At 72.2% G+C, this 22,198-nt stretch carries 15 protein-coding genes; 4 read left to right on the forward strand and 11 right to left on the reverse strand.

Annotation, left to right across the window (positions count from 1 at the left end; all coding sequences use genetic code 11):
• The first annotated feature begins 123 nt into the window (after positions 1-123).
• The gene (locus AB0G52_RS36430; protein ID WP_361342807.1) at positions 124-2,118 is read left to right on the forward strand and encodes a peptidoglycan recognition family protein; all 1,995 of its coding nucleotides are present in this window, start codon (positions 124-126) and stop codon (positions 2,116-2,118) included.
• Positions 2,119-2,124: 6 nt separating this feature from the next.
• On the opposite strand, the gene AB0G52_RS36435 is transcribed toward AB0G52_RS36430, so the two are convergent.
• The 8 genes from AB0G52_RS36435 to AB0G52_RS36470 form a co-directional block, all read right to left on the reverse strand.
• Entirely contained in the window at positions 2,125-2,622 is a 498-nt protein-coding gene (locus AB0G52_RS36435) for a hypothetical protein (RefSeq protein ID WP_132887640.1), read from the reverse strand.
• 91 nt (positions 2,623-2,713) lie between these two features.
• Entirely contained in the window at positions 2,714-5,404 is a 2,691-nt protein-coding gene (locus tag AB0G52_RS36440; RefSeq protein WP_361342810.1) for an AAA family ATPase, read from the reverse strand.
• 131 nt (positions 5,405-5,535) lie between these two features.
• Positions 5,536-6,438 carry a universal stress protein gene (locus tag AB0G52_RS36445; protein WP_361342813.1) on the reverse strand — a complete coding sequence of 301 codons (903 nt, stop codon included), beginning with the start codon at positions 6,436-6,438 and terminating at the stop codon, positions 5,536-5,538.
• Positions 6,439-6,540: 102 nt separating this feature from the next.
• Positions 6,541-6,783, reverse strand: coding sequence for a DUF397 domain-containing protein (locus AB0G52_RS36450; RefSeq protein ID WP_132887637.1), 243 nt, complete (start codon positions 6,781-6,783; stop codon positions 6,541-6,543).
• An 84-nt stretch (positions 6,784-6,867) separates the two neighbouring features.
• Entirely contained in the window at positions 6,868-8,034 is a 1,167-nt protein-coding gene (locus AB0G52_RS36455) for a thiolase domain-containing protein (protein WP_132887636.1), read from the reverse strand.
• Complete coding sequence (locus AB0G52_RS36460) at positions 8,031-9,110, reverse strand: thiolase domain-containing protein (protein ID WP_132887635.1); 1,080 nt, start codon at positions 9,108-9,110, stop codon at positions 8,031-8,033. The genes AB0G52_RS36455 and AB0G52_RS36460 overlap by 4 nt, the downstream gene beginning before the upstream one ends.
• Positions 9,107-10,048 (reverse strand): OB-fold domain-containing protein, encoded by a 942-nt coding sequence (locus AB0G52_RS36465; protein WP_361342817.1) that lies wholly within the window; start codon positions 10,046-10,048, stop codon positions 9,107-9,109. Before AB0G52_RS36465 ends, AB0G52_RS36460 begins: the two co-directional genes overlap by 4 nt.
• A gap of 114 nt (positions 10,049-10,162) precedes the next feature.
• A complete protein-coding gene (locus AB0G52_RS36470) occupies positions 10,163-10,963 on the reverse strand; it encodes a crotonase/enoyl-CoA hydratase family protein (protein WP_132887633.1) in 801 nt (266 codons plus the stop codon).
• A 186-nt stretch (positions 10,964-11,149) separates the two neighbouring features.
• Here AB0G52_RS36470 and AB0G52_RS36475 point away from each other — a divergent pair, with 186 nt between their 5' ends.
• The gene (locus AB0G52_RS36475; RefSeq protein WP_361342820.1) at positions 11,150-12,760 is read left to right on the forward strand and encodes an acyl-CoA synthetase; all 1,611 of its coding nucleotides are present in this window, start codon (positions 11,150-11,152) and stop codon (positions 12,758-12,760) included.
• A 664-nt stretch (positions 12,761-13,424) separates the two neighbouring features.
• A complete protein-coding gene (locus tag AB0G52_RS36480) occupies positions 13,425-15,734 on the forward strand; it encodes a sulfatase (protein ID WP_361342823.1) in 2,310 nt (769 codons plus the stop codon).
• 27 nt (positions 15,735-15,761) lie between these two features.
• On the opposite strand, the gene AB0G52_RS36485 is transcribed toward AB0G52_RS36480, so the two are convergent.
• Together AB0G52_RS36485 and AB0G52_RS36490 are read right to left on the reverse strand one after the other, a co-directional pair.
• Positions 15,762-17,264: an acyl-CoA synthetase gene (locus AB0G52_RS36485; protein ID WP_132887631.1), complete on the reverse strand. Its 1,503-nt coding sequence runs from the start codon at positions 17,262-17,264 to the stop codon at positions 15,762-15,764.
• Between the two features lie 99 nt (positions 17,265-17,363).
• On the reverse strand, positions 17,364-19,976 hold the full coding sequence (locus AB0G52_RS36490; protein WP_361342826.1) for an AAA family ATPase: 2,613 nt from the start codon (positions 19,974-19,976) through the stop codon (positions 17,364-17,366).
• 441 nt (positions 19,977-20,417) lie between these two features.
• On the opposite strand from AB0G52_RS36490, the gene AB0G52_RS36495 reads away from it, so the two are divergent.
• The gene (locus tag AB0G52_RS36495; RefSeq protein WP_132887629.1) at positions 20,418-20,912 is read left to right on the forward strand and encodes a hypothetical protein; all 495 of its coding nucleotides are present in this window, start codon (positions 20,418-20,420) and stop codon (positions 20,910-20,912) included.
• Positions 20,913-21,245: 333 nt separating this feature from the next.
• Here the strand turns inward: AB0G52_RS36495 and AB0G52_RS36500 are convergent, their stop codons facing one another.
• The gene (locus AB0G52_RS36500) at positions 21,246-22,166 is read right to left on the reverse strand and encodes an LLM class flavin-dependent oxidoreductase (RefSeq protein ID WP_361342829.1); all 921 of its coding nucleotides are present in this window, start codon (positions 22,164-22,166) and stop codon (positions 21,246-21,248) included.
• Positions 22,167-22,198 lie beyond the last annotated feature (32 nt).

The raw sequence follows: 22,198 nt of genomic DNA on the forward strand, positions 1-22,198 counted from the left end.
TTGTGTGTGCTCCTGCACTGGGTACGAAACTCCCACGATCATCGCATGACCTATGAATTGTCCTTCTTATGGGCATGATTGACGGGCCGTCGGCAAGCCGGTACCACGCCCCAGGAGGCCGCATTGCGAGGATCCGTCAGCGAGCCATGTCCCGCCCACCGCACCAGACGCACGCGCAGGACGGCCGGCTCCGTCGCCGCCGCGGCGCTGCTGCTGCCGTTGCTGGGCGCGGCTCCGCCCCCGAGCACCACCGCATCGCCCGCCGAAGCGCTGCAGCGCGCGTTCGCGTCCGCCGCCACCGAGTACCGCGTGCCGCAGAGCGTCCTGCTGGCCGTCTCCTACCTCCAGTCCCGCTGGGACGGCCACGGCGGCGCACCGAGCGTGTCCGGCGGCTACGGGCCGATGCACCTGACCGATGCGCGCACCGCGCTGGCCACCGTGACCGAGCACTTCGCCGACGGCACCGAGGACGCCCGCGGCGACAGCGCGCGTCCCGCCCTGTACCCCCGGGTCAGGGTGCCCGCGGACGCCGCGCTGCCGGCCCGCCTCAGGACACTGCCGAAGGCCGCCGGACTGACCGGCATCCCCGCCGAGCGGCTGCGCACCGACCCGGCGGCGAACGTGGCCGGCGGCGCCGCCCTGCTCGCCGCGGCCCAGCGGGAGATGGGCGAACCGCTCAGCGCCGACCCGGCACACTGGTACGGCGCGGTCGCCCGCTTCTCCGGCGCCGACGACACGGCCACCGCGGCGGCGTACGCCAACGACGTCTTCGACGTCCTGCGCACGGGCCAGGCGCGCACCACCGACGCCGGTCAGCTCGTCGCCCTGGCCGCACAGCCGGGCGTCCGGGCCGACACCGGGCAGCTGAGGCTGACCGGGCTGCGCACGACCGTGGCGGACGACACGGAGTGCCCGACAACGGTGTCATGCGAGTCGATCCCGGCCCCGTACGCGCAGTTCGGGACCGACGACTACGGCAACCACGACCTCGGGGACCGGCCGGCGTCGCAGGGCATCAGGTACATCGTCATCCATGACACCGAAGGCACCTGGGACGAGACCGTGAAGCTCGTCCAGGACCCCGCCTACGTGTCCTGGAACTACACGATCCGCTCGACCGACGGTCTGATCGCCCAGCACGTCAAGGCCAAGGACGTGGCCTGGCACGCCGGCAACTGGTACATCAACTCCAAGTCGATCGGCATCGAGCACGAGGGCTTCCTCGCCGCGCCGGACGCCTGGTACACGGAGGCGATGTACCGGTCCTCGGCCCGGCTGGTCAGGTACCTCACCGACAAGTACGGCATCCCGCTGGACCGCCAGCACATCCTCGGCCACGAGAACGTACCGGGCCCGACCACGTCCTCGATCCCCGGGATGCACACCGACCCGGGCCCGTACTGGGACTGGCGCCACTACTTCGAGCTGCTCGAACACCCCTTCAAGCGCACGGCCGGCAAGACGGGCGGTCTGGTGACGGTCCTCCCGGACTACGCCACGAACCAGCCCGCGTACACCGGCTGCGTCGGCAAGGGCCAGCCGTGCGCCGCACACGGTTCCGGCGAGGTACGGCTGTACTCCGACCACGACGAGAGCTCGGCGCTGATCAAGGACGTCGGTCTGGGCACCACGCCCACGACCGACGTGAACGACCTCTCCTCCCGGGTCTCCACCGGTCAGCAGTACGCCGTGGCGGACACCTGGGGCGACTGGACGGCGATCTGGTACCTGGGGCAGAAGGCGTGGTTCAGGAACTCCGCCACGGATCCGACGGCGGTGAGCGCGGCGGGTCTGGTGGTCACTCCCAAGGCCGGTCTGAAGAGCGTCCCCGTGTACGGCCGTGCCTATCCGGAGGCGTCGGCCTACCCGTCGGGGGTGCCCGCCCAGTCGATCTCCCCCTTGCCGTACACGATCCCGGCGGGCCAGGCGTACGTGGTCGGGGACGCGGTGCCGGGTGAGTACCTCTACGCGACCACCTTCGCCACCGGCTCGCACCGGGTCGTGGTGGGCAAGGACCTGTACTACGAGATCCAGTACGGCCACCGGGTCGAGTTCGTGCGGGCGGCCGACGTGGACGTGGTGCCGTCCCCGCGGACCGGACGGCACCCGCGCGGCTGACCGGTCTCAGCCCTGCTGGAAAAGCTCCGCCGGGAGCGGCTTCAGCAGGGCGTACAGGTCGTCCGTGATGGGACGGTCCCAGGCGGCGATGGTCACGAGGACCCCGTCGCTGCGGTCGAACTGGACGCAGGAGATCCGGCTCTCGGAGAGCTTCAGCCGCCGCACGATCAGCAGGTTGTCGCCCTGGAGCACCGGCATGTCCTCGGTGCCCACGACGGTCACGTCCTCGTCGTTCTCCAGGGCGAGGAGGAGCTGGCCGACCTCGAACGGGATCTCGCCCTCCGCCACCTCGCGGGCCGGGGAGCCCTCGGGGAGGTTGCCGATGATCATCGCGGGGCCGCGGCCGCCGAAGAGGTCGTAGCGCAGGAAGACGCCCTGGCAGGTGCCGTCGGGGGCGGGCAGCAGCCCGGCGCCGAGGTTGCCGGGCCAGTCGCCCGGGTCCATGGCCAGTACGTCGAAGTCGGGGCCGGCGGGAGTGGCGCTGCGGCGACGGAGGAACGACATGCGCTCCATGGTACGGGCCCGCGCAGGCGGAGGAGGCCGGAGCCGGGGGCCGGTCGCGGGTCGGGGCCGCGAGCGGCGCCGTCGGTGCCCGCTACAGGGGCGCCGGCTCCTTTCCCGCCAGCTCGGCGCGCGCCCTGGTCGCCAAGCCGTCCGCCCCGCACTGCTCGGCGGCCGCCAGGCCCCTGCGGAGGTGGTCGGCGCTGTGCAGTTCCGTGCCCAGGGACACGAGCGCGCAGGCCAGTTCGTAGGCGGCCGGAGACCCGTCCAGGTGGGCCACCGCCTCCTCCAGGTACCGCACGCGCGCCTGGCCCGTCGAGACCTCCGCCGCCGTGCGCAGGGCCTGGCCGACGGCCGACGGCGCGCCGAACTGGCGCGCCCGGCGCACCGCCTCCCGCGCCGTGGCGAGGGCGCGTTCCGGTGCCTCGCGGGCTTCGGCCCGGGCCAGGTGGAGCAGCCAGGGGCACCACGCGGGGTTGCGGATGCCGCGGGGTTCGAGGCGGCGGCCGGCCGCGCTGAGCTCGGCCGCCGCGGCCTTGGTGAGTCCGCGGGCGAGCAGCAGTTCGCCGTGGACCGTCTGGGCGTCGGGGAAGACCACGGCGGCCGGGAAAGGCTCCCGGAAGGAGTGGTCCTCGGCCAGCCGGGTGGCCTCCTCGGTGCGGCCCCGCGCGATGAGGGTCTGGATGAGGGTGCCGAGGGCGTACCAGTGGGCGGGCGTGCCGGGTCCGACGCGTTCGGCGAGGCGCAGTCCGGAGCGGGCCAGGTCCTCCGCCTCGGTGAGGCGGCCGCGCCGGTAGCGGAGGTAGCCGAGGAGCGTGTAGGCGAAGGAGAGGTGCCCGCCGCGCCAGCCCTGGCGTTCGTAGTCGGCGATCCCGGCGGCGAAGAGTTCCTCGGTGCGGTCGGGCCGGTCGGCGTACATGAAGGCGAGCGCGACCAGCACCGGCACCTCGAAACCGCGGTCCGCCTCGGCCCAGCCGAGGCCCCCGGCGAGGGCGCGTTCGGCGTGGTGCAGGGCGGTGGCCGCGGGTTCGCCGCGCTGGATGGCGTCCCAGGTGCGCAGGCCGATGATGTACCGCTCGGTGAGGTCGCGGCCCTGGAGGCGGTCGGCGAGCCTGGCCAGGCGGCGGGAGCGGGAGGGGTGGTCGGGTTCGTCGGCGCGGAAGGCGTCCCACATGAACTGTTCGGAGAGCATCCGCAGCCGCACCCGGGCGTCACCGGTCAGCCGGATCTCGTGGGCGAGGGTCTCGGACGCCTCGGCGAGGCGGTCGCTGTGGGCGAGGACCTGGGAGAGGCGGTAGACGATGCGGTGCCGCAGGGCGGGCTCGGCGATGGGTTCCTGGAGGGCGGCGCGCAGGTGGTTGACGGTGGTGGCCGGTTCGGTGAGCAGGGAGGCGCTGCCCAGTTCGTGCAGGACGGCGGCGCGCTCCGAGGCCGGCGGGGGTTCGCGCAGGGCGCGGGCGAGGTAGCGGCGGGCCGCGTCGGGGGCGCCCGCCCGGAGGGTCTCGCCGGCGGCGGCGCGCAGTTGCCGCACGACCCAGGCGTCGCCCTCGGGGTGGGTCTCCAGGAGGTGCCGGGCGGCGGCGGCGGCGCCCTGGCCGTCGTCGGTCACGCACCAGGCGGCCTGACCGTGCAGGGCGACGCGGGTGGCGGGTGGGATGGCCCGGTAGACGGCGGTGGCGATCAGCGGGTGGACGAACTCCAGGGTCTCGGCGCCGGTGAGGACGCGGGCGCCGCGCAGGGCGTCGGCGGCGTCGGCGGCCTCCTCGTGGCCGAGCCCGGCGACGGCGGCGGCCAGCGCGGGGTGGATCTCGGTGCCGAGGACGGCGCAGGCCCAGGCGAACCGGACGGCCGAGGGGCCGAGGCGCTCGATGCGGGCGATCAGGCCGCTGCCCTTCACGGCGGCGGCGAGGTCGCGCAGCAGGGGTGCGCCGGCTTCGGTGGGGTCCAGGCCCCGGTCGTGGACCTTGGCGGTCAGTTCGACGGTCTCGAAGGGGTTGCCGGAGGTGACGGCCCAGCACTCGTGGCAGAAGGCGTCGTCGGCGTGGTCGCCGAGGCTCTCGCGCACCAGACCGGCCACCGCGTCGGCGCTGAGCGGCTCCAGGCCGTGCGGTCGGCCGCCTGCCCGGCCGGGCAGGCCCCGGAACGCGTCGGCGTGGTCCGGGAGTTCGTCGGGCCGGTAGGCGACGACGACGAGCAGCGGGAGCTGTTCGGCGCGGGGCGCGAACGCGGCGAGCCAGCCCAGGGACTCGGGGTCGGCCCAGTGCGCGTCGTCGAGGACGAGGACCATCGGGGCCTGGCGCACGGCCAGGTGGGTGAGCACCCAGTCCAGCCCGTCGCGCAGGCCCTGCTGGTCGGGCGGGGCGCCCTCGGTGGGGGCGCACAGGCCGAGGGCGGGGCCGACGATGTCGTACCAGCTGCCGAGGGAGGCACGCAGTTCCGCCTCGGGCGCACCGGCGAGGCGGGGTTGCAGGAGCTGGCGGGCGACGTGGAAGGCGACGCGCTGTTCCTGGTCGCCGCCGCGGGCGGAGAGCACGGTGCAGCCCTGGGCGGCGGCCCGCCGGCGGACCTCGGCGAGCAGGGTGGTCTTGCCGATGCCGGCGCGGCCCGCGAAGGCGAGGAGCGCCCCGCGCGGACGGTCGGCCGGTGGCCCCCCTCCGGGGCTCGGCCCGGTGGGCCCGGGCTGTCCACCGAGCCCGGTCAGTTCGGCCAACGCCTCGTCGACGGCGGCGAGTTCGCCCTCACGCTCGTAGAGCGTCCGTCGGTTCCGCAGGACCCGCTGTCCCATGACCACCCCCCGCCACGGTGGGACGCGGGCGCGGGGAGCCGGCGCGCACCGTGGCTTGCAGGCAGCTCAGCGTACGCCCGAAGGCGGTGATCCGCCCCCTACTGACGGTAACTGGCTCAGGGGCCTTGACATCACGGCTCGGGTGGCGACGGGGGGACCACGGCGACCGGGCAGGCGGCGTGCAGCAGCACGGCGTGGGTGACCGAGCCCAGCATGCGGGCCGGAGCGAGCGGGCGCCGCCGGTGGCGGCCGACGACGACCAGCTCGGCGTCCTTCGAGGCGGCGACCAGCAGACCGGCCGCGTCGCCGGGCAGCGCCAGGATCTGGGTTCCCACGTTCGGGTGGTTCTTGAGGAGCGGGGCGAGGAAGCCCTCGGCGAGGGTGCGGGTCTCCCGTTCGATCTCGCCCTGGTCGACGGCCGGCGGGACCAGGCCGCCGACCGCGATCCAGGACTGCACCGGCCACGGATAGCCGGCGATCACCTGCAGCCGGGCGCCGCGCCAGGCGGCCTCTGCGAAGGCCAGGGCGAGGGTCGCCCGGTCGGGGCTGTCCACGTCGAGGCCGACCACGACCCGGGGTCCGGGCTCGGTCCGCAGCTCCTCGTGCACCTGCCGGCCGGGCCGCGGTACGACGACCACCGGGCACCCGGCGTCGCGGGCGGCGGCCATGCCGTTGGAGCCCAGCAGCAGGCCGGTGAAGCCGCCGCGGCCCCGGGAGCCGAGCACCAGCAGCCGGGCGTCGGCGCCCAGTTCGGGCAACAGCGCGGCGGGGGCGCCCTCCAGGGCGACGTATTCGACGGTGAGTGGCCCGGCGACGGCCCGCAGCCGCTCGCGGACCTCGTCCAGCACCGGGTCGCCGGCCGCGTCGGGCTCTGCGGCGACCAGGACGTCGGGCTGGCCCCAGGCGGCGTACTGACGGACGTGCACCACGCGCAGCGGCGCGTCCCGCTGCCGGGCCGCGGTCACCGCCCAGTCCAGGGCGCGCAGGCTGTCGTCCGAACCGTCCACCGCGGCGATGACCGGCGCAGTGCTCATCGTCCCTCACCTCCGGAATGCGACCTTCCCGTCCGGGGCCAGCCTGTCGCAGGCGGCGGCCCCGGGACGGCCCTGCCGGTCACGTGTCCGGAAATCCTCGGCTCAGGTGAGGTCGAACTCGCCCTCCCGGGCGCCCGACACGAAGGCCCCCCATTCGGCGGGGGTGAAGATCAGGGAGGGGCTCTCCGGGCGGCCGCTGTTGCGCATCGCGATGAATCCCTCGACAAAGGCGATCTGGACATCCCCCCGGCCACGGCTGCTGGACTGCCAATCGGCCCCGCTGAGGTCCAGCTCCGGCTTGTCCCAGCCCCGTGCCGGCTGCTGCTGGATGGTGCTCTCGGCCACGTCCGTGCTCCTCCCGAATTCGTCGTCCGCGGGCCAGCCTAGCTTTCGGTTCCGGCGCTCAACAGGCCACGTCGACGGCTCCTTTCAGGAGTCCGGGGCCTCCGCGCCCACCAGCCACATCGCGAAGAACTGCGAACCGCCGCCGTAGGCGTGCCCGAGCACCTTCCGCGCGCCGTCCACCTGGTGTTCTCCGGCCTGGCCGCGAACCTGGAGGGCCGCCTCGGCGAACCGGATCATGCCGGAGGCGCCGATCGGATTGGTGGAGAGCACCCCGCCCGACATGTTGACGGGGAGGTCACCGTCGAGTTCGGTGACCCCCGATTCGGTGAGTTTCCAGCCTTCCCCCTCGTCGGCGAAGCCCAGGTTCTCCAGCCACATGGGTTCGTACCAGGAGAACGGCACGTACATCTCGACGGCGTCGATGTCCCGGCGCGGGTCGGCGATCTGGGCCTGCCGGTAGACGTCCGCCGCGCAGTCCTTCCCGGCCTGCGGTGACACCGCGTCCTTGCCGGCGAACAGGGTGGGCTCGCTGCGCATGGCACCGCCCAGCATCCAGGCCGGCGGTTTCGGGGAGCGCGCGGCACCGGCGCGGTCGGTGAGGACCATGGCGCAGGCGCCGTCGGAGGACGGGCAGGTCTCCGAGTAGCGGATGGGGTCCCAGAGCATGGGGGACGCCTGGACCTTCTCCAGGGTGATGTCGTGCTCGTGGAGGTGGGCGTAGGGGTTCTTGAGCGCGTTGCGGCGGTCCTTGTAGGCGACCAGCGAGCCGACGGTGTCGGGGGCGCCGCTGCGCCGCATGTAGGCCCGGACGTGCGGCGCGAAGAAGCCGCCCGCTCCGGCCAGCAGCGGCTGCTGGAAGGGGATGGGCAGGGAGAGCCCCCACATGGCGTTGGACTCGGACTGCTTCTCGAAGGCGAGGGTCAGCACGGTGGCGTGGACGCGGGCGGCGACGAGGTTGGCCGCGACCAGCGCGGTGGAACCGCCCACCGACCCCGCCGTGTGGACCCGCAGCATGGGTTTGCCCACCGCTCCCAGCGCGTCCGCCAGGTACAGCTCCGGCATCATCACGCCCTCGAAGAAGTCGGGGGCCTTGCCGATGACGACGGCGTCGATGTCGGCCCACGTCAGCTCGGCGTCCGCCAGGGCGCGCAGCGCGGCCTCGCGGACGAGTCCCGCGATCGAGACGTCCCGGCGCGCCGCGACGTGCTTGGTCTGGCCGATCCCGACGACGGCCACGGGTTCCTTGCTCATCGCGGATCCCCTTCCGAGGCGGGGTTCCCGACCGGGTCCCCTTCGAGTACGGCGACCAGGTTCTGCTGCAGGCAGGGCCCGGAGGTGGCGTGGGCGAGGGCGCGGTCGGACTCGCCCCGGTGGATGCGGGCGGCGGCCTCGCCGATGCGGATCAGCCCGGCCGCCATGATCGGGTTGGCGGCCAGCGCCCCGCCGGACGGGTTGACCGACACGTCGTCGCCGAGCCGCAGTGCCTTGCGCAGCACGACCTCCTGGGAGCTGAACGGCGCGTGCAACTCGGCGGTGTCCACGGGTCGTTCGAAGGCGCCGGCCTTCTCGGCGGCGAGCCGCGCGGACGGCGAGTCGGTCAGGTCGCGCACGCCGAGGCCGTGCGCCTCGATGCGGTGGTCGATGCCCCGGATCCAGGCGGGCCGGGCGCACAGCTCCCGGGCCCGGTCCCCCGCCGCCAGGATCACGGCGGCGGCACCGTCCCCGATGGGCGGGCAGTCACCGGTGCGCAGGGGACGTACGAGGTAGTCCCCCTGGGGCACCGGCCCCCGCAGCTGCGCATGGGGGTTGGCGGCGGCGTCCGCTCTGCTGCGGGCGCCGACGGCGGCCAGCGCGGGCTCGTCGGTCTCTCCCGTGTCGATGAGCGCCTGTGCCTGGAGCGCGGCGAGGGCGACGGAGTCCGGCCACAGGGGCGCCACGTAGTAGGGGTCGAGCTGCCGGGTGAGCACGTCCCGGACCGAGCCGGGCGAGGACTTGCCGTAGGAGTAGACGAGGGCGGTGTCCGCGTCTCCGGTGAGCAGCTTGGTCCAGGCCTCGTACAGGGCCCAGGCGCCGTCCATCTCGACGTGCGACTCGGAGATCGGCGGCCAGGCCCCCACCCCGTCCAGGGCCAGGGTGAAGGAGAAGGCGCGGCCGGCCAGGTAGTCGCTGGAGCCGGAGCAGGTGAAGCCGATGTCGGCGGTCCGCAGGCCGGTCTGGGCGAGGACGTCGTGCAGCACCGGCATGAGCATCTCCACCTCGGAGAGCTCCTCACTGGTGCGCCGGTGATCGGTCTGCGCGAAGGCGACCAGCGCTATGTCACGCGTCACAGCAGCTCCTTGTACGTGTCGTAGTCCGCGTCGGGTTCGCCGGTGGGCCGGTAGTGGTCGGGGTAGCGGGCGCCCTCGGTCCACACCGGCTCGACCCTCAGGCCCATCCGCACCTGGCCGTAGGGGATGCCGCCGATCCGGCCGTGCAGGGCGAGGCCGGCACCGTCCAGGGCGATGTGCGCGTAGACGTACGGCACCTCGATGTCGAGGTTCTTCGCCTTGATGTTGACGATGCAGAAGGTGGTGACCGTGCCCCGGGGGCCCACCTCGACCTGTTCCGACGTGGCGAGGCCGCAGGTGGGACACGCACCCCTCGGCGGGACGTACACCTTCCGGCAGGAGGGGCAGCGCTCCCCCACGGTCCGCTGCGACGAGAGGGCGTTGATGTAGGCGGTCTGGGCGCGGCCGGGCGAGTAGGTGTAGTCGAGGCGGGCGTGCGCGACGATGCCGGTGACCGGTTCCTCGAACTCCCCCGCGTGCACGGTGACGGTGCGGTCCTCGCTGTCGTACGGCTCGAAGCAGGCGATGTCGGTGATGGCGCCGGTGCGCTCCTCGGCCCAGCGGATCCGGACCCGCATGCCCGTGTGCACGGCGTCGGGTCCCGGCACGTCGAGGGCGTGCAGCAGGGCGGTGTCGGCCCCGTCGAGCCGGACCAGCACCCAGGCGAAGGGCGTGCCGAGCGGCTGCCCGCGACGGGGCTCGTGGTTCCAGGCCCACGTGGTGACGGTGCCGGTGGCGCCCACGGGGACGAGGTCGCGGATCTCCTCGGCGGTGACGGGGTCGTACTCGACCGGGGGGACGAGTGTGCGTCCGTCGCCGGTCCTCACCCCGAGGACGACGCGCTCGCGCAGCCCGGTGAGGAAGGCGCTCTGCACGGGACCGAGGGAACGGGTGAACGGGAACTCGACGACGAGGGGGGCTTTGAGCACTTCGGGCATGGGGGGGCTCCTTTTGGCCGGGTCTACGTACAGCGCCCCGAAGGGGGCGTGGGGAACTGCGCGACCAGCCACGCACGGCCCGCAGGTTCGGAACCGGCCTGGCCCGGCGCAGCGCTACGCACGCTTGTAGTCGGGCGCCCGTTTCTCCGCGAAGGCACGCGCCCCTTCCTTCGCGTCGGCGGTGTCGAAGATCGGCCACCCGCGTTCGAGTTCCGCCGCCAGCCCGTCGGCCTCCGTCATCTCCGCCGTCTCGTACACGGACGCCTTGACCGCCTCCACCGCCAGCGGCCCGCACGCGTTGACCTGTTCGGCGATCTCCAGCGCCTTGTCGAGCGCACCGCCGTCGGGAACGACATGGCCGACGAGCCCGATGTCGGCGGCCTCCCGCGCCGTGTACCGCCGCCCGGTCAGCAGCATCTCCAGCGCGTGGGTACGCGGGATCTGGCGCTGCAGCCGGACGGTGGAGCCGCCGATCGGGAAGAGCCCCCGCCGGACCTCGAACAGTCCGAAGGTCGCGGACTCGCCCGCGACCCGGATGTCGGTGCCCTGGAGGATCTCGGTGCCGCCCGCGACGCAGTACCCCTCGACCGCGGCGATCACCGGTTTGCGCGGGCGATGATGGCGCAGCATCGCCTTCCAGTGCAGATCCGGGTCGGCCTTCAGCCGGTCGCGGAGGTGCTCCCCCGCCATGCCCTGCCCGGCCAGCGCCTTGAGGTCCATCCCGGCGCAGAAGGCGCCCCCGGCCCCGGTGAGCACGACGGAGCGGACCTCGTCGTCCTCGTCCGCCTCGATCCAGCCGTCGTACAGGCCGACGAGCATGGAGATCGACAGGGCGTTCTTCGCCTCGGGCCTGTTGAGCGTGAGCACCAGCGTGGCGCCCTCGCGCCGCACGGTGAGGTGTTCCGTACCACCCATGGACCTCTCCCCTCTGCCAGAACGAGAACAGGTTGCAGTAGCGAGGGGGGCAGTTCAAGGGTTTTCTGACAGTCAGTCAGATTTCTTCGCGCGAACCCTTCCCACTTGCCGCGCCCTTTGCTCTGATGACCGGCGAACCGACAGGTGCGCCTTTCTTCGTCACGGTTGCCGGGGTCAGGAGGAGCGGTGGAGTACAACCTTGCCGATCTGTTCGAGTCGGTCGTCGACGTGGCCGCGGACCGCGAGGCACTCGTGTACATCGACCATCCGGGCACGGGCGCCGAACGCCGGCTCACCTACGCGGAGCTGGACGCCGCCGCCAACCGCATCGGCCACCATCTGATCGACAGCGGGATCCGCCCGGGCGAGCACCTCGGGCTGCACCTCTACAACGGGGTGGAGTACCTCCAGACCGTGCTCGGCTGCCTCAAGGCACGGGTCGTACCCGTCAACGTGAACTACCGCTACGTCGAGGAGGAGTTGGTCTACCTCTACCGGGACGCCGACCTGGTGGCGCTGGTCTTCGACGCGGAGTTCGAGGACCGGGTGGCTGCGGCGCTGCCCCGGGCGCCGAGGCTGCGGCACCTGGTGCGGGTGGGCGAGGCGGCGTCGGAGCTCAAGGCGGTCGCGTTCACCGAGGCCGAGGCCGCGGGGTCGCCCGGACGCGGGTTCCCGGCGCGTTCGGCGGACGACCAGTTCATCATCTACACCGGCGGCACCACCGGCATGCCCAAGGGCGTGATGTGGCGTCAGGAGGACCTGTTCTTCGCCGGACTCGGCGGTGGCGCGCCGACCGGTGAGCCGGTGCGGCGACCGGAGGAGCTGGCCGAGCGGGTCGCGGCGGGCGGCACCGGGATCACCTTCTTCCCCACACCGCCGCTGATGCACGGCACGTCCACCCTGACCTCGTTCATCGGCTTCAACTTCGGGCAGCGCGTGGTGATCCACCGCAAGTTCGTGGCCGAGGAGGTGCTGAGGACGATCGAGAAGGAGAAGGTGACCAGCGTGTCCCTGGTCGGCGACGCGATGCTGCGGCCGCTGATCGACGCCCTCGCCGGGCCGATGAAGGGCACGGACTGCTCCGCGCTGTTCAGCGTCTCCTCCTCGGGCGCGATCCTCTCCGAGACCGTGCGCCGCCAGTTCAGCGAACTCGTGCCGAACGCCATGCTGTTGAACAACTTCGGGTCCTCCGAGTCCGGGTTCAACGGCACGGCGACCGACGACTCGGGGGCAGGCAGCCGGTTCCGGGTCCGCGTCAACTCCCGTACGCAGGTCGTCGACCCGGCGACCCATGAGCCGGTCGCGGTCGGTGAGATCGGCCGGGTCGCCCAGAGTGGCCATGTGCCGCTCGGTTACTACAACGACCCGCGGAAGACCGCCGAGACCTTCTTCGAGAAGGACGGCCTCCGCTGGGTGCTGCTGGGCGACATGGGGACCGTCGACGAGGACGGGGTGGTCACCGTCCTCGGCCGGGGCTCGCAGTGCATCAACACCGGGGGCGAGAAGGTGTACCCGGAGGAGGTCGAGCAGGCGCTGAAGTCACATCCCGACGTGTACGACGTGCTGGTGGCCGGCGTGCCGGACGCGAAGTGGGGCAGTCATGTGGCGGCGGTGGTGCAGTTGCGCGAGGGGGCGCCGCGTCCGTCGCTGGAGGAGATCCAGTCGCACTGCCGCACCCATCTCGCCGGGTACAAGATCCCGCGCCAGCTGGTGATCACGGAGTCGGTGCAGCGCTCGCCGAGCGGGAAGGCCGACTACCGGTGGGCGAGGGAGGTGGCGATCGCGGCGGACCGGTAGCGGCACCCGCGGGGCGACGCGGCGGGAGCCGGGCGTACTCTTTGCGCGCGGTTGACCCGGTTGGTTGAACGCGGGGTTACGTGCGGCCGTACGCGAGATTGGCGGTCGTGACCTGCGGGTCCGGGCCGTCGCGCCAGCACCGGGCTTCACACGGAAGGACCTACGGGTGTCGCACCTCACGCCCCCTCGCCACCAACTGGACACGGACGCGGACGCGCCGGTCCCGGACCGGGCGGAGGCGGCACCACCGGCGCCGACGGACGACCCCGCGCCGAACGCCGTCCCGGACGGACACCCCACGGGCACCCCGGAAGGGGCCGAGCCCGAGACAGAGCGGAACACAGAGGCCCACCCCGAGACACCGGAACGGAAACGAGCCGAGGCCGAGGCTGGGCCTGGGGTTGGGGCTGGGGCTGGCGCCGAGGCGGGGACCGGGACCGGGGCCGGAGCTGGGGCCGGAGCTGGGGCCGAGGTTGAGACCGGGGCCGAGGTTGAGACCGGGGCCAAGGCCGAGGTGGGGACCGGGGCCAGGTCCGAGACCGAGCCCGGCGCCGGAGCCAGGGCCGCGGCCGAGGCTGGGGCTGGGGCTGGGGTTGGCGCCGGGGCGGGGACTGGGACCGGGGCCGGAGCTGGGGCCGAGGCGGGGACCGGGGCCGGGGCCGAGGTGGGGACCGAGGCCAGGGCCGAGACCGAGCCCGGCGCCGGAGCCAGGGCCGCGGCCGAGGCCGGGGTCGACGCCCAGACCGGGGCCAGGGCCGAGGCTGGGGTTGGCGCCGGGGCGGGGACCGGGACCGGGGCCGGAGCTGGGGCCGAGGCGGGGACCGGGGCCGAGGTTGAGACCGGGGCCAAGGCCGAGGTGGGGACCGGGGCCAGGGCCGAGATCGGGGCCGGGCTGCAGGCAGGGATCGAGCCGGAAGCCGTACGGGCGGAGGCCGCGGCGGAAGCAGCTGAGGCTCCGTCAGCGTTCGTAGCGGCGATCGAGGCGTCCGGTGAGGCGGAGCGCAGCGGGTCGACGGCCGACAGCCAGGGTACCGGCCAGGACGAACACCGCCGGCCGGTCGCCGAGGGCCAGGCGTCCGGCGCGCGCGAGCATGCCGAGGCGGACGAGGCGCCCACCGGCTCCCGCCCCGTCCCGGCCGACGACAGCCCCTCCTCCGGCTCCGCCGGTTCGCCCGGCTCCCCCGCTGCGCCCGCGACCACCGACGCCGACGAGCCGCACGCCGCCCCTTCCTCCACGTCGGCATCCGCCTCGGCCTCTCCGATGCCCTCGCCCTCGGCCGAAGCCGAAGCCGAACCCGCCGTCGCCACCACCGTCTCCTCCCGCCCCGGCCGGTTCCGGCGGCGTCCGCTTCCGCCGCGTGCCGCGGCCTGGGTGCGGGTCGGTACGCACGTGCTGGCCGGGGTGTTCGTGCTCGTGGCGATCCTCGTGCCCGACCGGCTCGACCGGTTGACGCTCCAGGGCTTCTTCCGCCTTCCCGTCGAGGTCCTCTTCCTCGCGATCCTCCTGCTCGCCCTGCCGGCCAGGGCCCGGCGTGTCGCGGCCGTCGCCGCCGGGTCGCTCGTCGGCCTGTCGACCGTGCTGAAGTGCCTGGACATGGGCTTCTACCAGACCCTGGCCCGCCCCTTCGACCTGGTCTTCGACTGGGTCCTGCTGACCGACGCGGCGGACTGGGTGAAGGACTCGTTCGGTCACGCGGGTGAGGTACTCGCGGTGATCGGCGCGATCGTCCTGCTCATCGCCGTGCTGGTGCTGAGCGCGCTGACGATGGTGCGGCTGTCGAACATGATGGCCCGGCACCGGGCGGTGGCGGTACGCACCACACTGGTCCTCGGCGTCGTATGGATCACCTGCTTCACGCTGGGCGTGCAGTTCGCCGGCGTCCCCTTCGCCACCAGGGGCTACAGCCAGTTCCTCGCCAACCGCGTGCAGTACGTCCGCGAAGGGCTGGGGGACGCCGACGTGTTCAGGAAGCAGCTCGCCGTCGACGCCTACGCCAAGACCCCGTCCGACCAGCTGCTGACCGGACTGCGCGGCAAGGACGTGCTGTTCACCTTCATCGAGAGCTACGGCCGGGTGGCGATCGACGACCCGGCGATGGCACCGCAGATCGACGCGACCCTCACGGAGGGGAACGCCCGGCTCAGGTCGGCCGGGTTCGCGGCGCAGAGCGGCTGGCTGAGGTCGCCCGTCACGGGCGCCGGCAGCTGGCTCGCCCACTCGACCTTCCTGTCCGGCCTGTGGATCAAGAACCAGCAGCGGTACCGGACCCTGACCACCGGTGACCACGCGACCCTCACCAAGTACTTCCAGAAGACCGGTGCCTGGCGCACGGTCGGTATCGTGCCGGGCGTGCGCAAGGCCTGGCCCGAGGGCAAGTACTTCGGCCTCGACCACATCTACGACTCCACGCACCTCGGTTACGAGGGCCCGTACTTCAGCTGGACCCCGGTACCGGACCAGTTCAGCCTGGAGGCCTTCCAGAAGCTGGAGCACGGGAAGAAGAACCGCGACCCGATCATGGCGGAGATCATCCTGGCGTCCAGCCACAATCCCTGGTCGCCCATCGCGCACATCATCGACTGGAAGGACCTCGGCGACGGCAGGATCTTCTACAAGATCAAGAAGGAGGGCACCAACCCCACGGAGGTCTGGAAGAGCGCGCAGCGGGTGCGGACCGAGTACCGCAAGGCGATCCAGTACTCCCTGGACAGCCTGACCCAGTGGATGCAGCGCTACGGCGACGACAACACCGTCCTGGTGTTCCTCGGCGACCACCAGCCGGTTCCCACGGTCACCGGCGGCACCGCCAACAAGGACGTGCCCGTCACCATCGTCGCCCGCGACCCGAAGGTCCTCAAGCGCGTGTCCGGCTGGGGCTGGACGGACGGGCTGAAGCCCGCGGACAACGCCCCGGAGTGGGCGATGGACCAGTTCCGGGACCGCTTCCTGAAGGCGTTCGGCCCGCAGCCCTGAGCGCGCCGGGACGGTGGGCCCGGGGCCTCAGGCGCCGGGCCCGAACCGCTCCCGCAGCTCCCGTTTGAGGATCTTCCCGCTGGCGTTGCGGGGCAGCGAGGCCACGAACAGGACCCGCTTCGGTGCCTTGAAGGCGGGCAGCCTCTCCTTCACGTGGGCGATCAGAGCGGCCTCGTCGACGTCGCCGCGCGGCACGACCACCGCCGTGACCGCCTCGACCCACCGTTCGTCGGGCAGGCCGATCACGGCGGCCTCGGCGACCGCCTCATGGGTGTAGAGGGCGTCCTCCACCTGTCGTGAAGCGACCAGGACGCCCCCGGAGTTGATGACGTCCTTGACCCGGTCGACGATCGTGAGGTAGCCGTCGGAATCGCGCACCGCGAGGTCGCCGGAGTGGAACCAGCCGTCCCGGAACGCCGCTTCGGTCTCCTCGGGCTTCTCCCAGTAACCGTCGCACAACTGGGGTGAACGGTAGACGATTTCACCGGGCGTCCCGTCGGGTACGTCCTGGCCGTCCTCGTCGACGACACGTGCCTCCACGAACAGCACGGTCCGGCCACAGGAGTCCAGCCGTCCCTTGTGCTCCTCGGGGGCGAGCACGGTGGCCAGCGGTCCGATCTCGCTCTGTCCGAAGCAGTTGAACAGGGCGAGTTCCGGCAGCCGTTCCCGCAGCCGTTCGAGCACCGGCACCGGCATGATCGACGCCCCGTAGTAGGCCTTGCGCAGTCCGCTCAGGTCGCGGGTGGCGAAGTCGGGCCGGTTGGACAGGCCGATCCACACGGTGGGCGGCGCGAACAGGCTGTCCACCCGTCCGGCTTCGACCAGGTCGAACAGCGTGTCGCCGTCCGGGGCGGACAGGATGATGTTCGTGGCGCCGACCGCCAGGTAGGGCAGCAGGAAGACGTGCATCTGGGCGGAGTGGTAGAGCGGCAGCGCGTGCGCGGGCCGGTCCCCGGCGCTCAGGTCGAGGGCGGCGATCGCGCTCAGGTACTCGTGCACCAGCGCCCGGTGGCTCATCATCGCGCCCTTGGGCAGCGCCGTGGTCCCCGAGGTGTACAGCAACTGCACGAGGTCCTCGGTGCGCGGCTCGGGCCCGTCGTACGGTGCCGTCTCACCGAGCCGGGTGAGCAGCGAGTCGTCGGCGTCCCGGAGCGGCAACACGCGCACGCCTCCCGGGAGTCGTGCGGTCAGGTCGGGGTCGGCCAGCACCAGCGAGCTGCCCGACTGCCGGACGACGTACGCGAGGTCGTCGCCGGTCAGGTTCTGGTTCACCGGGACGTGCACCAGGCCCGCGCGGGCGCAGGCGAGGAAGGCGACCAGGTAGGCGTCGGAGTTGTGCCCGTAGGTCGCGACCCGGTCACCGCGGCCGAGGCCCTGGCCGAGCAGCACGCTCGCGGCGCGCGAGACGGCGTCGTCGAGTTCCGCGTACGTCCAGCGGCGCTCGCCGAACTCCACCGCGACCCGTGCGGGGGTGCGTCGGGCGCTGCGTCGCAGCACCCCGTCAACCGTGCTGCCCTGTCCCTGTGTCATGACCCTTGATCCTCTGTCCACCGCCCGGGCAGGTCAAGCAAGGGAACCAGCAGCGAACGTCGCCGTCCGGGCAGGTCCGGCCGGCGACCGTCAGCGTCCCTACCGTTGCTCGGGACGGTTGACGTGGCAGGCGGCTTCGTAACGGGTGTGGACGCCGAGTTTGGCCAGTACCGCGCCTACGTGATGTCCGGCGGTCTTGGGCGTGATGCAGAGCCGCGCGGCGATGTCCGCGTCCGACAGGCCGTCCCCCAGGAGTTTGAAGACGTCCATTTCCCGGTTGGTCAGTCCGTACGGGTTGGCCCGGGTGGCCGCTCGTGGGCCGGAGCGTACGGGGCGCACACCGCGGTCGCGCATCACGGCGCGGGCACGGGCCACGGCGGGCCGGGCGCCGAGTCTCTCGAAGTCGGCCAAGGCCTGACGCAGTTCGGTCGCGCCTGCCCAGAGCCGGGCCATGGCGGCGTCGTAGGGGCAGCCGAGTCCCTCCCACCGCCCTGCGGCAGCGGTTGCGTCTCCGGCCAGTTCAAGCGCGAAAGGTTCAGCCGCCGGGACGGGTGGGGGTGTGCCTCCGGCGCGTCGGATCCAGCAGGCCAGGGCCCCGGACAGCCAGGGACAGGTGTGCTCCGTCAGGGCGTCCAGACCGTGTTGTGCCTCGGTCCGCACGCGCTCGTCGTCTCCGGCCAGCCAGGCCGCCTCGACCCGGGCTTCCCATCCGATTCCTGTATCGCGCAGGCAGGCGGCGTCGACCAGGCTCGCCGCCCGCTCCAGCGGCGGCCATACCTGGGGGTCGCCGCGACGGGCCCTGACCAGACCGAGCACGGAATAGGCGATGGCCCGGTCGATCGGCGGCGAGAGGGAATGGGAGAGCACCTCGTCTGTGGCATCGGTGGCCTGGTTCCATGAGCCCTCGTTCAGCAGCCTCCAACTGTTGAAGGACTTGGTGCAGTGGAGGAAGGTCAACAGCTCATGTTCGAGGCAGTAGGCCTCCGACCGCTGTAGGGCGGCCGCGGCTCGGGCGTTGTCGCGCTGCAGTAGGAGGTACCAGCACATGACCATCGCCAGGAGGCCTGCGTCCAGCTGCAGATCTTGCGCCATCGCGTCGGCCACCGCTCGTTCGCACTCCTCCCGGCCCCTGCCTTCGCAGAGCATCCGGGCCGCCGCGGGGTGGAAGCGTGCCTGGATGGCCAACCCCGGATCACTGAGTTCCCCGCCCATGTCCATCGCCTTGCCGGCGTAGGCGGCGGTCGTGGCCGCCCCTTTGTGGTCGTAGACGGACAGCATGGACAGGTTCAGATATGCCCGGGCCAACTCTGCGCTCGGGCCCAGCTCCTGAAGGATGCGGACGGCCTCCAGCCCGGTGTCCACGGCCTCGCTGCAGTGCCCGTCCGGCCACAGCATGGTGGACAGCCAGCGAAGGTCCTCACCCTCGTGCTGTCGGTCACCCAGCGCGCGACGCATCTCGACCGCCGTCCGGCGGGAAGCGATCGCCTCTTCGAGCCGGCGGGCGAGGAAGCAGGCCAGTGCGTGGCCTTCCCACAGGGCGGCCTGCCGGCCGGGCGGCAAGCCGTCGGCGTACCGCAGCGCCCGGGAGAACTGAGCGGCTGCCTCCCGGTGCGCGCCCAGTGCGACGGCACGGGCCGCCGCTGCCGGTGCGTACTCCAGTACGGAGGTCTCATCGCCGGCTGCCTCCGCGTGATCCGCCAGCAGTGCCAGATCGGTGGAGGCAACGGAACCGGAGCGCATCGCCGCGAGCACCTGCCGGTGCACTTGCAGGCGACGAGCGGCCGGGAGGGCCTCCAGCACCGCCAGCCGGGTCAGCTCGTGACGGAACTCGATCGTCAGTCCGTCGGTGCGCAGGATGCCGCCGGCCACGGCTTCCTCCAGAGCACCGCCCTCGGCGTCCGGCAGCATGCCGGCCACGAGCGGCAGTGAGGCCCGGTGTCCCAGGACGGCCAGTACATCGGTGAGGCCGCGCGCTGGGCCCGAGAGGCGGGCCAGTCGGCCGGCGACGGCCTCGTGCACGGTGACGGGGATTTGCCCGGCGGGCGTAGCCAGGATCTCGGTGACCAGGAACGGGTTGCCGACGGAAATCTGGTACAGCTCCTCGGCATCGACGGCGTGTCCAGCGGCCAGGAGGGTCACAGCTTGGCGGCTGAGCGGCTTCAGCGTGTGGCGGGACACCCACCGGTATCCGGCCAGGCTGCCCAGCAAGGCTGTCAGGGGATGGGTGCGGCCGATCTCGTCGTCGCGGTACGTGGCCACCACCAGCGCGGGCACGGTCGGCAGGCGCCGGGCCAGGTAGCGCAGCAGGTCCGTGGTGGCCTCATCCGCCCAGTGAACGTCCTCGAAGACCAACAGGCTGGGGCAGCCGCCCAGATCGGCCAGCAGGCACTCGAAAACCTCACCGGGGCGACCGACGCCGGCCACCGCCTCTCTCAACGCGGTGCCCACCGTCTCACCGAGACCGGGGGCCAGGTCCATGAGCGGACCCAGAAGGCGTGGGGTCGCCAGCGGGTCACAGGCACCGACCAGGACCCGGACCTGGGGACCGGCCAGCTTGACCAGATGCTCGACGACGGTGGTCTTTCCGATGCCCGCCTCGCCGCGCACGAGGGCCATCCCTCCAGGACCGCTCGTTGCTGCCGTCAGGTGGCCGGCGAGGTCCTGGAGCACGGTCTCTCGCTCCAGCAGGGCCATCACCCTCCATGGTCCCATCGGTGCCTGATCAGCGCAAAAGATCAGAGCCGCCCTACGGAACGTGGGGGCAGCGTGCCGAACTTGGGGTGTGCACCCGATGTGTTCCCCGTGGCCACCGGCGCACGCTGATCGGGTCGAGGGCTTCCAGACCCCCGGGAACTCCCGGAAAGAGCCGCTGAACAACCGAGTCGATCACGCCCCGAGCCACCCCGGACAACACCAGGGATCCAGCATGAAACAGCTCAATCGACGACTTTCTCCAAGGGCTCGCCGACGACGGCTGCCCCTACGCCGTGGAAGCCAGCGATCCGGAATTCTGCATTCAGCACGGCTGGCATCCCGCGGAGCGCCGCTGCCCGGCCTGCTACCGACGTTTTCTGACCCACCTTCACCAAGCGACCAAAGCTCGCGGTGATCGGCCATGAGCGCTTCCCCGTCACTCACCGAAGGAGAATTCCCATGACCATCAGCTCAAAGACATGGCGACTCGCGGTATTTGCCGCCTCAACCACCCTGGCCGTGGGAGGCGCACTGCTGCCCACGGAGGCAATCGCCGCCCCGGCAGCGGCCCACGTCCACGCCACGACCAAGGTCGCGACCGTACCCGCCGACCAGAAGTGGTGCCACTGGCACTGCCCCTGGAACGGCCACACCCACGTCAACCGCGGCGGTACCGGCAGCGGTGGCGGTGGCGGCGGTGGCAACACCATCAACATCACCAACAACAGCACCAACAACGTCACAGGTGACAACAACAGTCTCGGCAACGTCAAAATCGGCAGCATCCAGCCCGCCGGCGTCCTGCCCGGTGAACCCAACCCCGGCAGCATCCAGCCCGGTCAAACCCGCCCCGGCGGCATCCAGCCCGGCACCGTCACCAACAACAGCAACAACACCGTTAACGGCAACGGCAACACCACCGGCAACATCACCATCGGCAACGGAGGCGGCTAGGTGTTGCGGCACATGACTGCCGCCGACACCGCCGACTGAACACGCGACCTGACTGGGCGACGAAACGAGCACGGCACCCAGCCAGGCCGCGGAATACCCGTTGTCAAGCGACACTCACCGCAGCGCGAGCCGCAGGAGGGTCCCGGGGCACCCTCGCCGATGCGACGACGGACAGACCCGAGATACCGGGGCCGCGGCGCATTCAAGGCGTCGTTGCAACACACACCGCAGTGAGCCGATCAAGTTGTCCGGCTGCGGTGGGACAGGTCCTGCCTTTGCGGAGCTACTGCCGTAGCAGGCCGTTGGCGTAGCGCGTCGGGCGAGGTGGGAGGGTTATTCTCCTGTCGCGCTGCGTACGGGCGTGATGATCTGGTCGGCGAGCCAGCGCGCGGCCTGTGGAGGATAAGGGCTCCGCAGGCTCAGCACGATGTGCGTCACGCCCGCGGCGATGAGCTCCCCGATGGTCTTGCGGTCGGTGGCCGGGTCGTCGTAGGAGACGATGTACTGAACGGAGCGGGTGATCGTCCGCGGGTCACGGCCGATGGTGGCGCAGTGATCGTCCAGAACGGCACTGCGCTCGGTGATGTAGTCCAGCGTGTTGTGCGGCGGTCCGGGGATGTTCCAGATGTCGGCGTGCTCGGCGACCAGGCGGAGCGTCCTGTTTCCCCAGCCGCCGATGAGCAGGGGCGGGCCTGGCTGCTGGACAGGTTTCGGCTCGTTGCGGTTGCTGGTCAGGGTGTAGTAGCGGCCGTGGAAGTCGAAGACGTCCCGCGTCCACATGCCGTGGAGGATGGTGATGATCTCCTCCAGGCGGGCGATGCCTTCGGCGGGCGGGACGAGTGTGAGGCCGTAGGCCGCGTACTCCGCGACGGCCGGGTTCTCGCCGGCGATGCCGCCCGCGTCGGGAGCCTGGACGGTGCCGCCCACGCCGAGGCCCATGATCAGGCGGCCTCCGGAGATCACGTCGACTGTGGTGGCCATTTTGCCGAGGACGGCGGGCGGCCGGATCCGATTGCTCGTCACGAGCAGGCCCAGGCGCAGCCGGCGGGTCCTGGCGGCACGCCCTGCAGTCCGTAGTCGGCGCCCCCGACGAGCGCCGGCCAGGCCTCTGACCCGACATGACAGACCGTCGCGGTCGGCTGCGTGAGCCGTGGGCCGTTCGGCGAATTGGCCCCGTTCGAAGCGGGCTCCGCCCCGGACCCGGCTGTTCTCGGCCGGGAAGCGGGTCCTGTGCCTGCTGGGGCTGGACCACACGCGCGGTGCTCAGGGGGTCCCAAAGGGCCGAG

The sequence above is a fragment of the Streptomyces sp. NPDC021562 genome (assembly GCF_040640875.1).
Classification (GTDB): Bacteria; Actinomycetota; Actinomycetes; order Streptomycetales; family Streptomycetaceae; genus Streptomyces.

What these genes read in the sequence shown, in the direction of transcription:
- AB0G52_RS36435 (WP_132887640.1), bottom strand. Translation starts at nt 2,622, where the DNA reads ATGTCGTTCCTCCGTCGCCGCAGCGCCACTCCCGCCGGCCCCGACTTC.
- AB0G52_RS36440 (WP_361342810.1), bottom strand. Translation starts at nt 5,404, where the DNA reads ATGGGACAGCGGGTCCTGCGGAACCGACGGACGCTCTACGAGCGTGAG.
- AB0G52_RS36445 (WP_361342813.1), bottom strand. Translation starts at nt 6,438, where the DNA reads ATGAGCACTGCGCCGGTCATCGCCGCGGTGGACGGTTCGGACGACAGC.
- AB0G52_RS36455 (WP_132887636.1), bottom strand. Translation starts at nt 8,034, where the DNA reads ATGAGCAAGGAACCCGTGGCCGTCGTCGGGATCGGCCAGACCAAGCAC.
- AB0G52_RS36465 (WP_361342817.1), bottom strand. Translation starts at nt 10,048, where the DNA reads ATGCCCGAAGTGCTCAAAGCCCCCCTCGTCGTCGAGTTCCCGTTCACC.
- AB0G52_RS36470 (WP_132887633.1), bottom strand. Translation starts at nt 10,963, where the DNA reads ATGGGTGGTACGGAACACCTCACCGTGCGGCGCGAGGGCGCCACGCTG.
- AB0G52_RS36485 (WP_132887631.1), bottom strand. Translation starts at nt 17,264, where the DNA reads ATGACACAGGGACAGGGCAGCACGGTTGACGGGGTGCTGCGACGCAGC.
- AB0G52_RS36490 (WP_361342826.1), bottom strand. Translation starts at nt 19,976, where the DNA reads ATGGGACCATGGAGGGTGATGGCCCTGCTGGAGCGAGAGACCGTGCTC.
- AB0G52_RS36495 (WP_132887629.1), top strand. Translation starts at nt 20,418, where the DNA reads ATGACCATCAGCTCAAAGACATGGCGACTCGCGGTATTTGCCGCCTCA.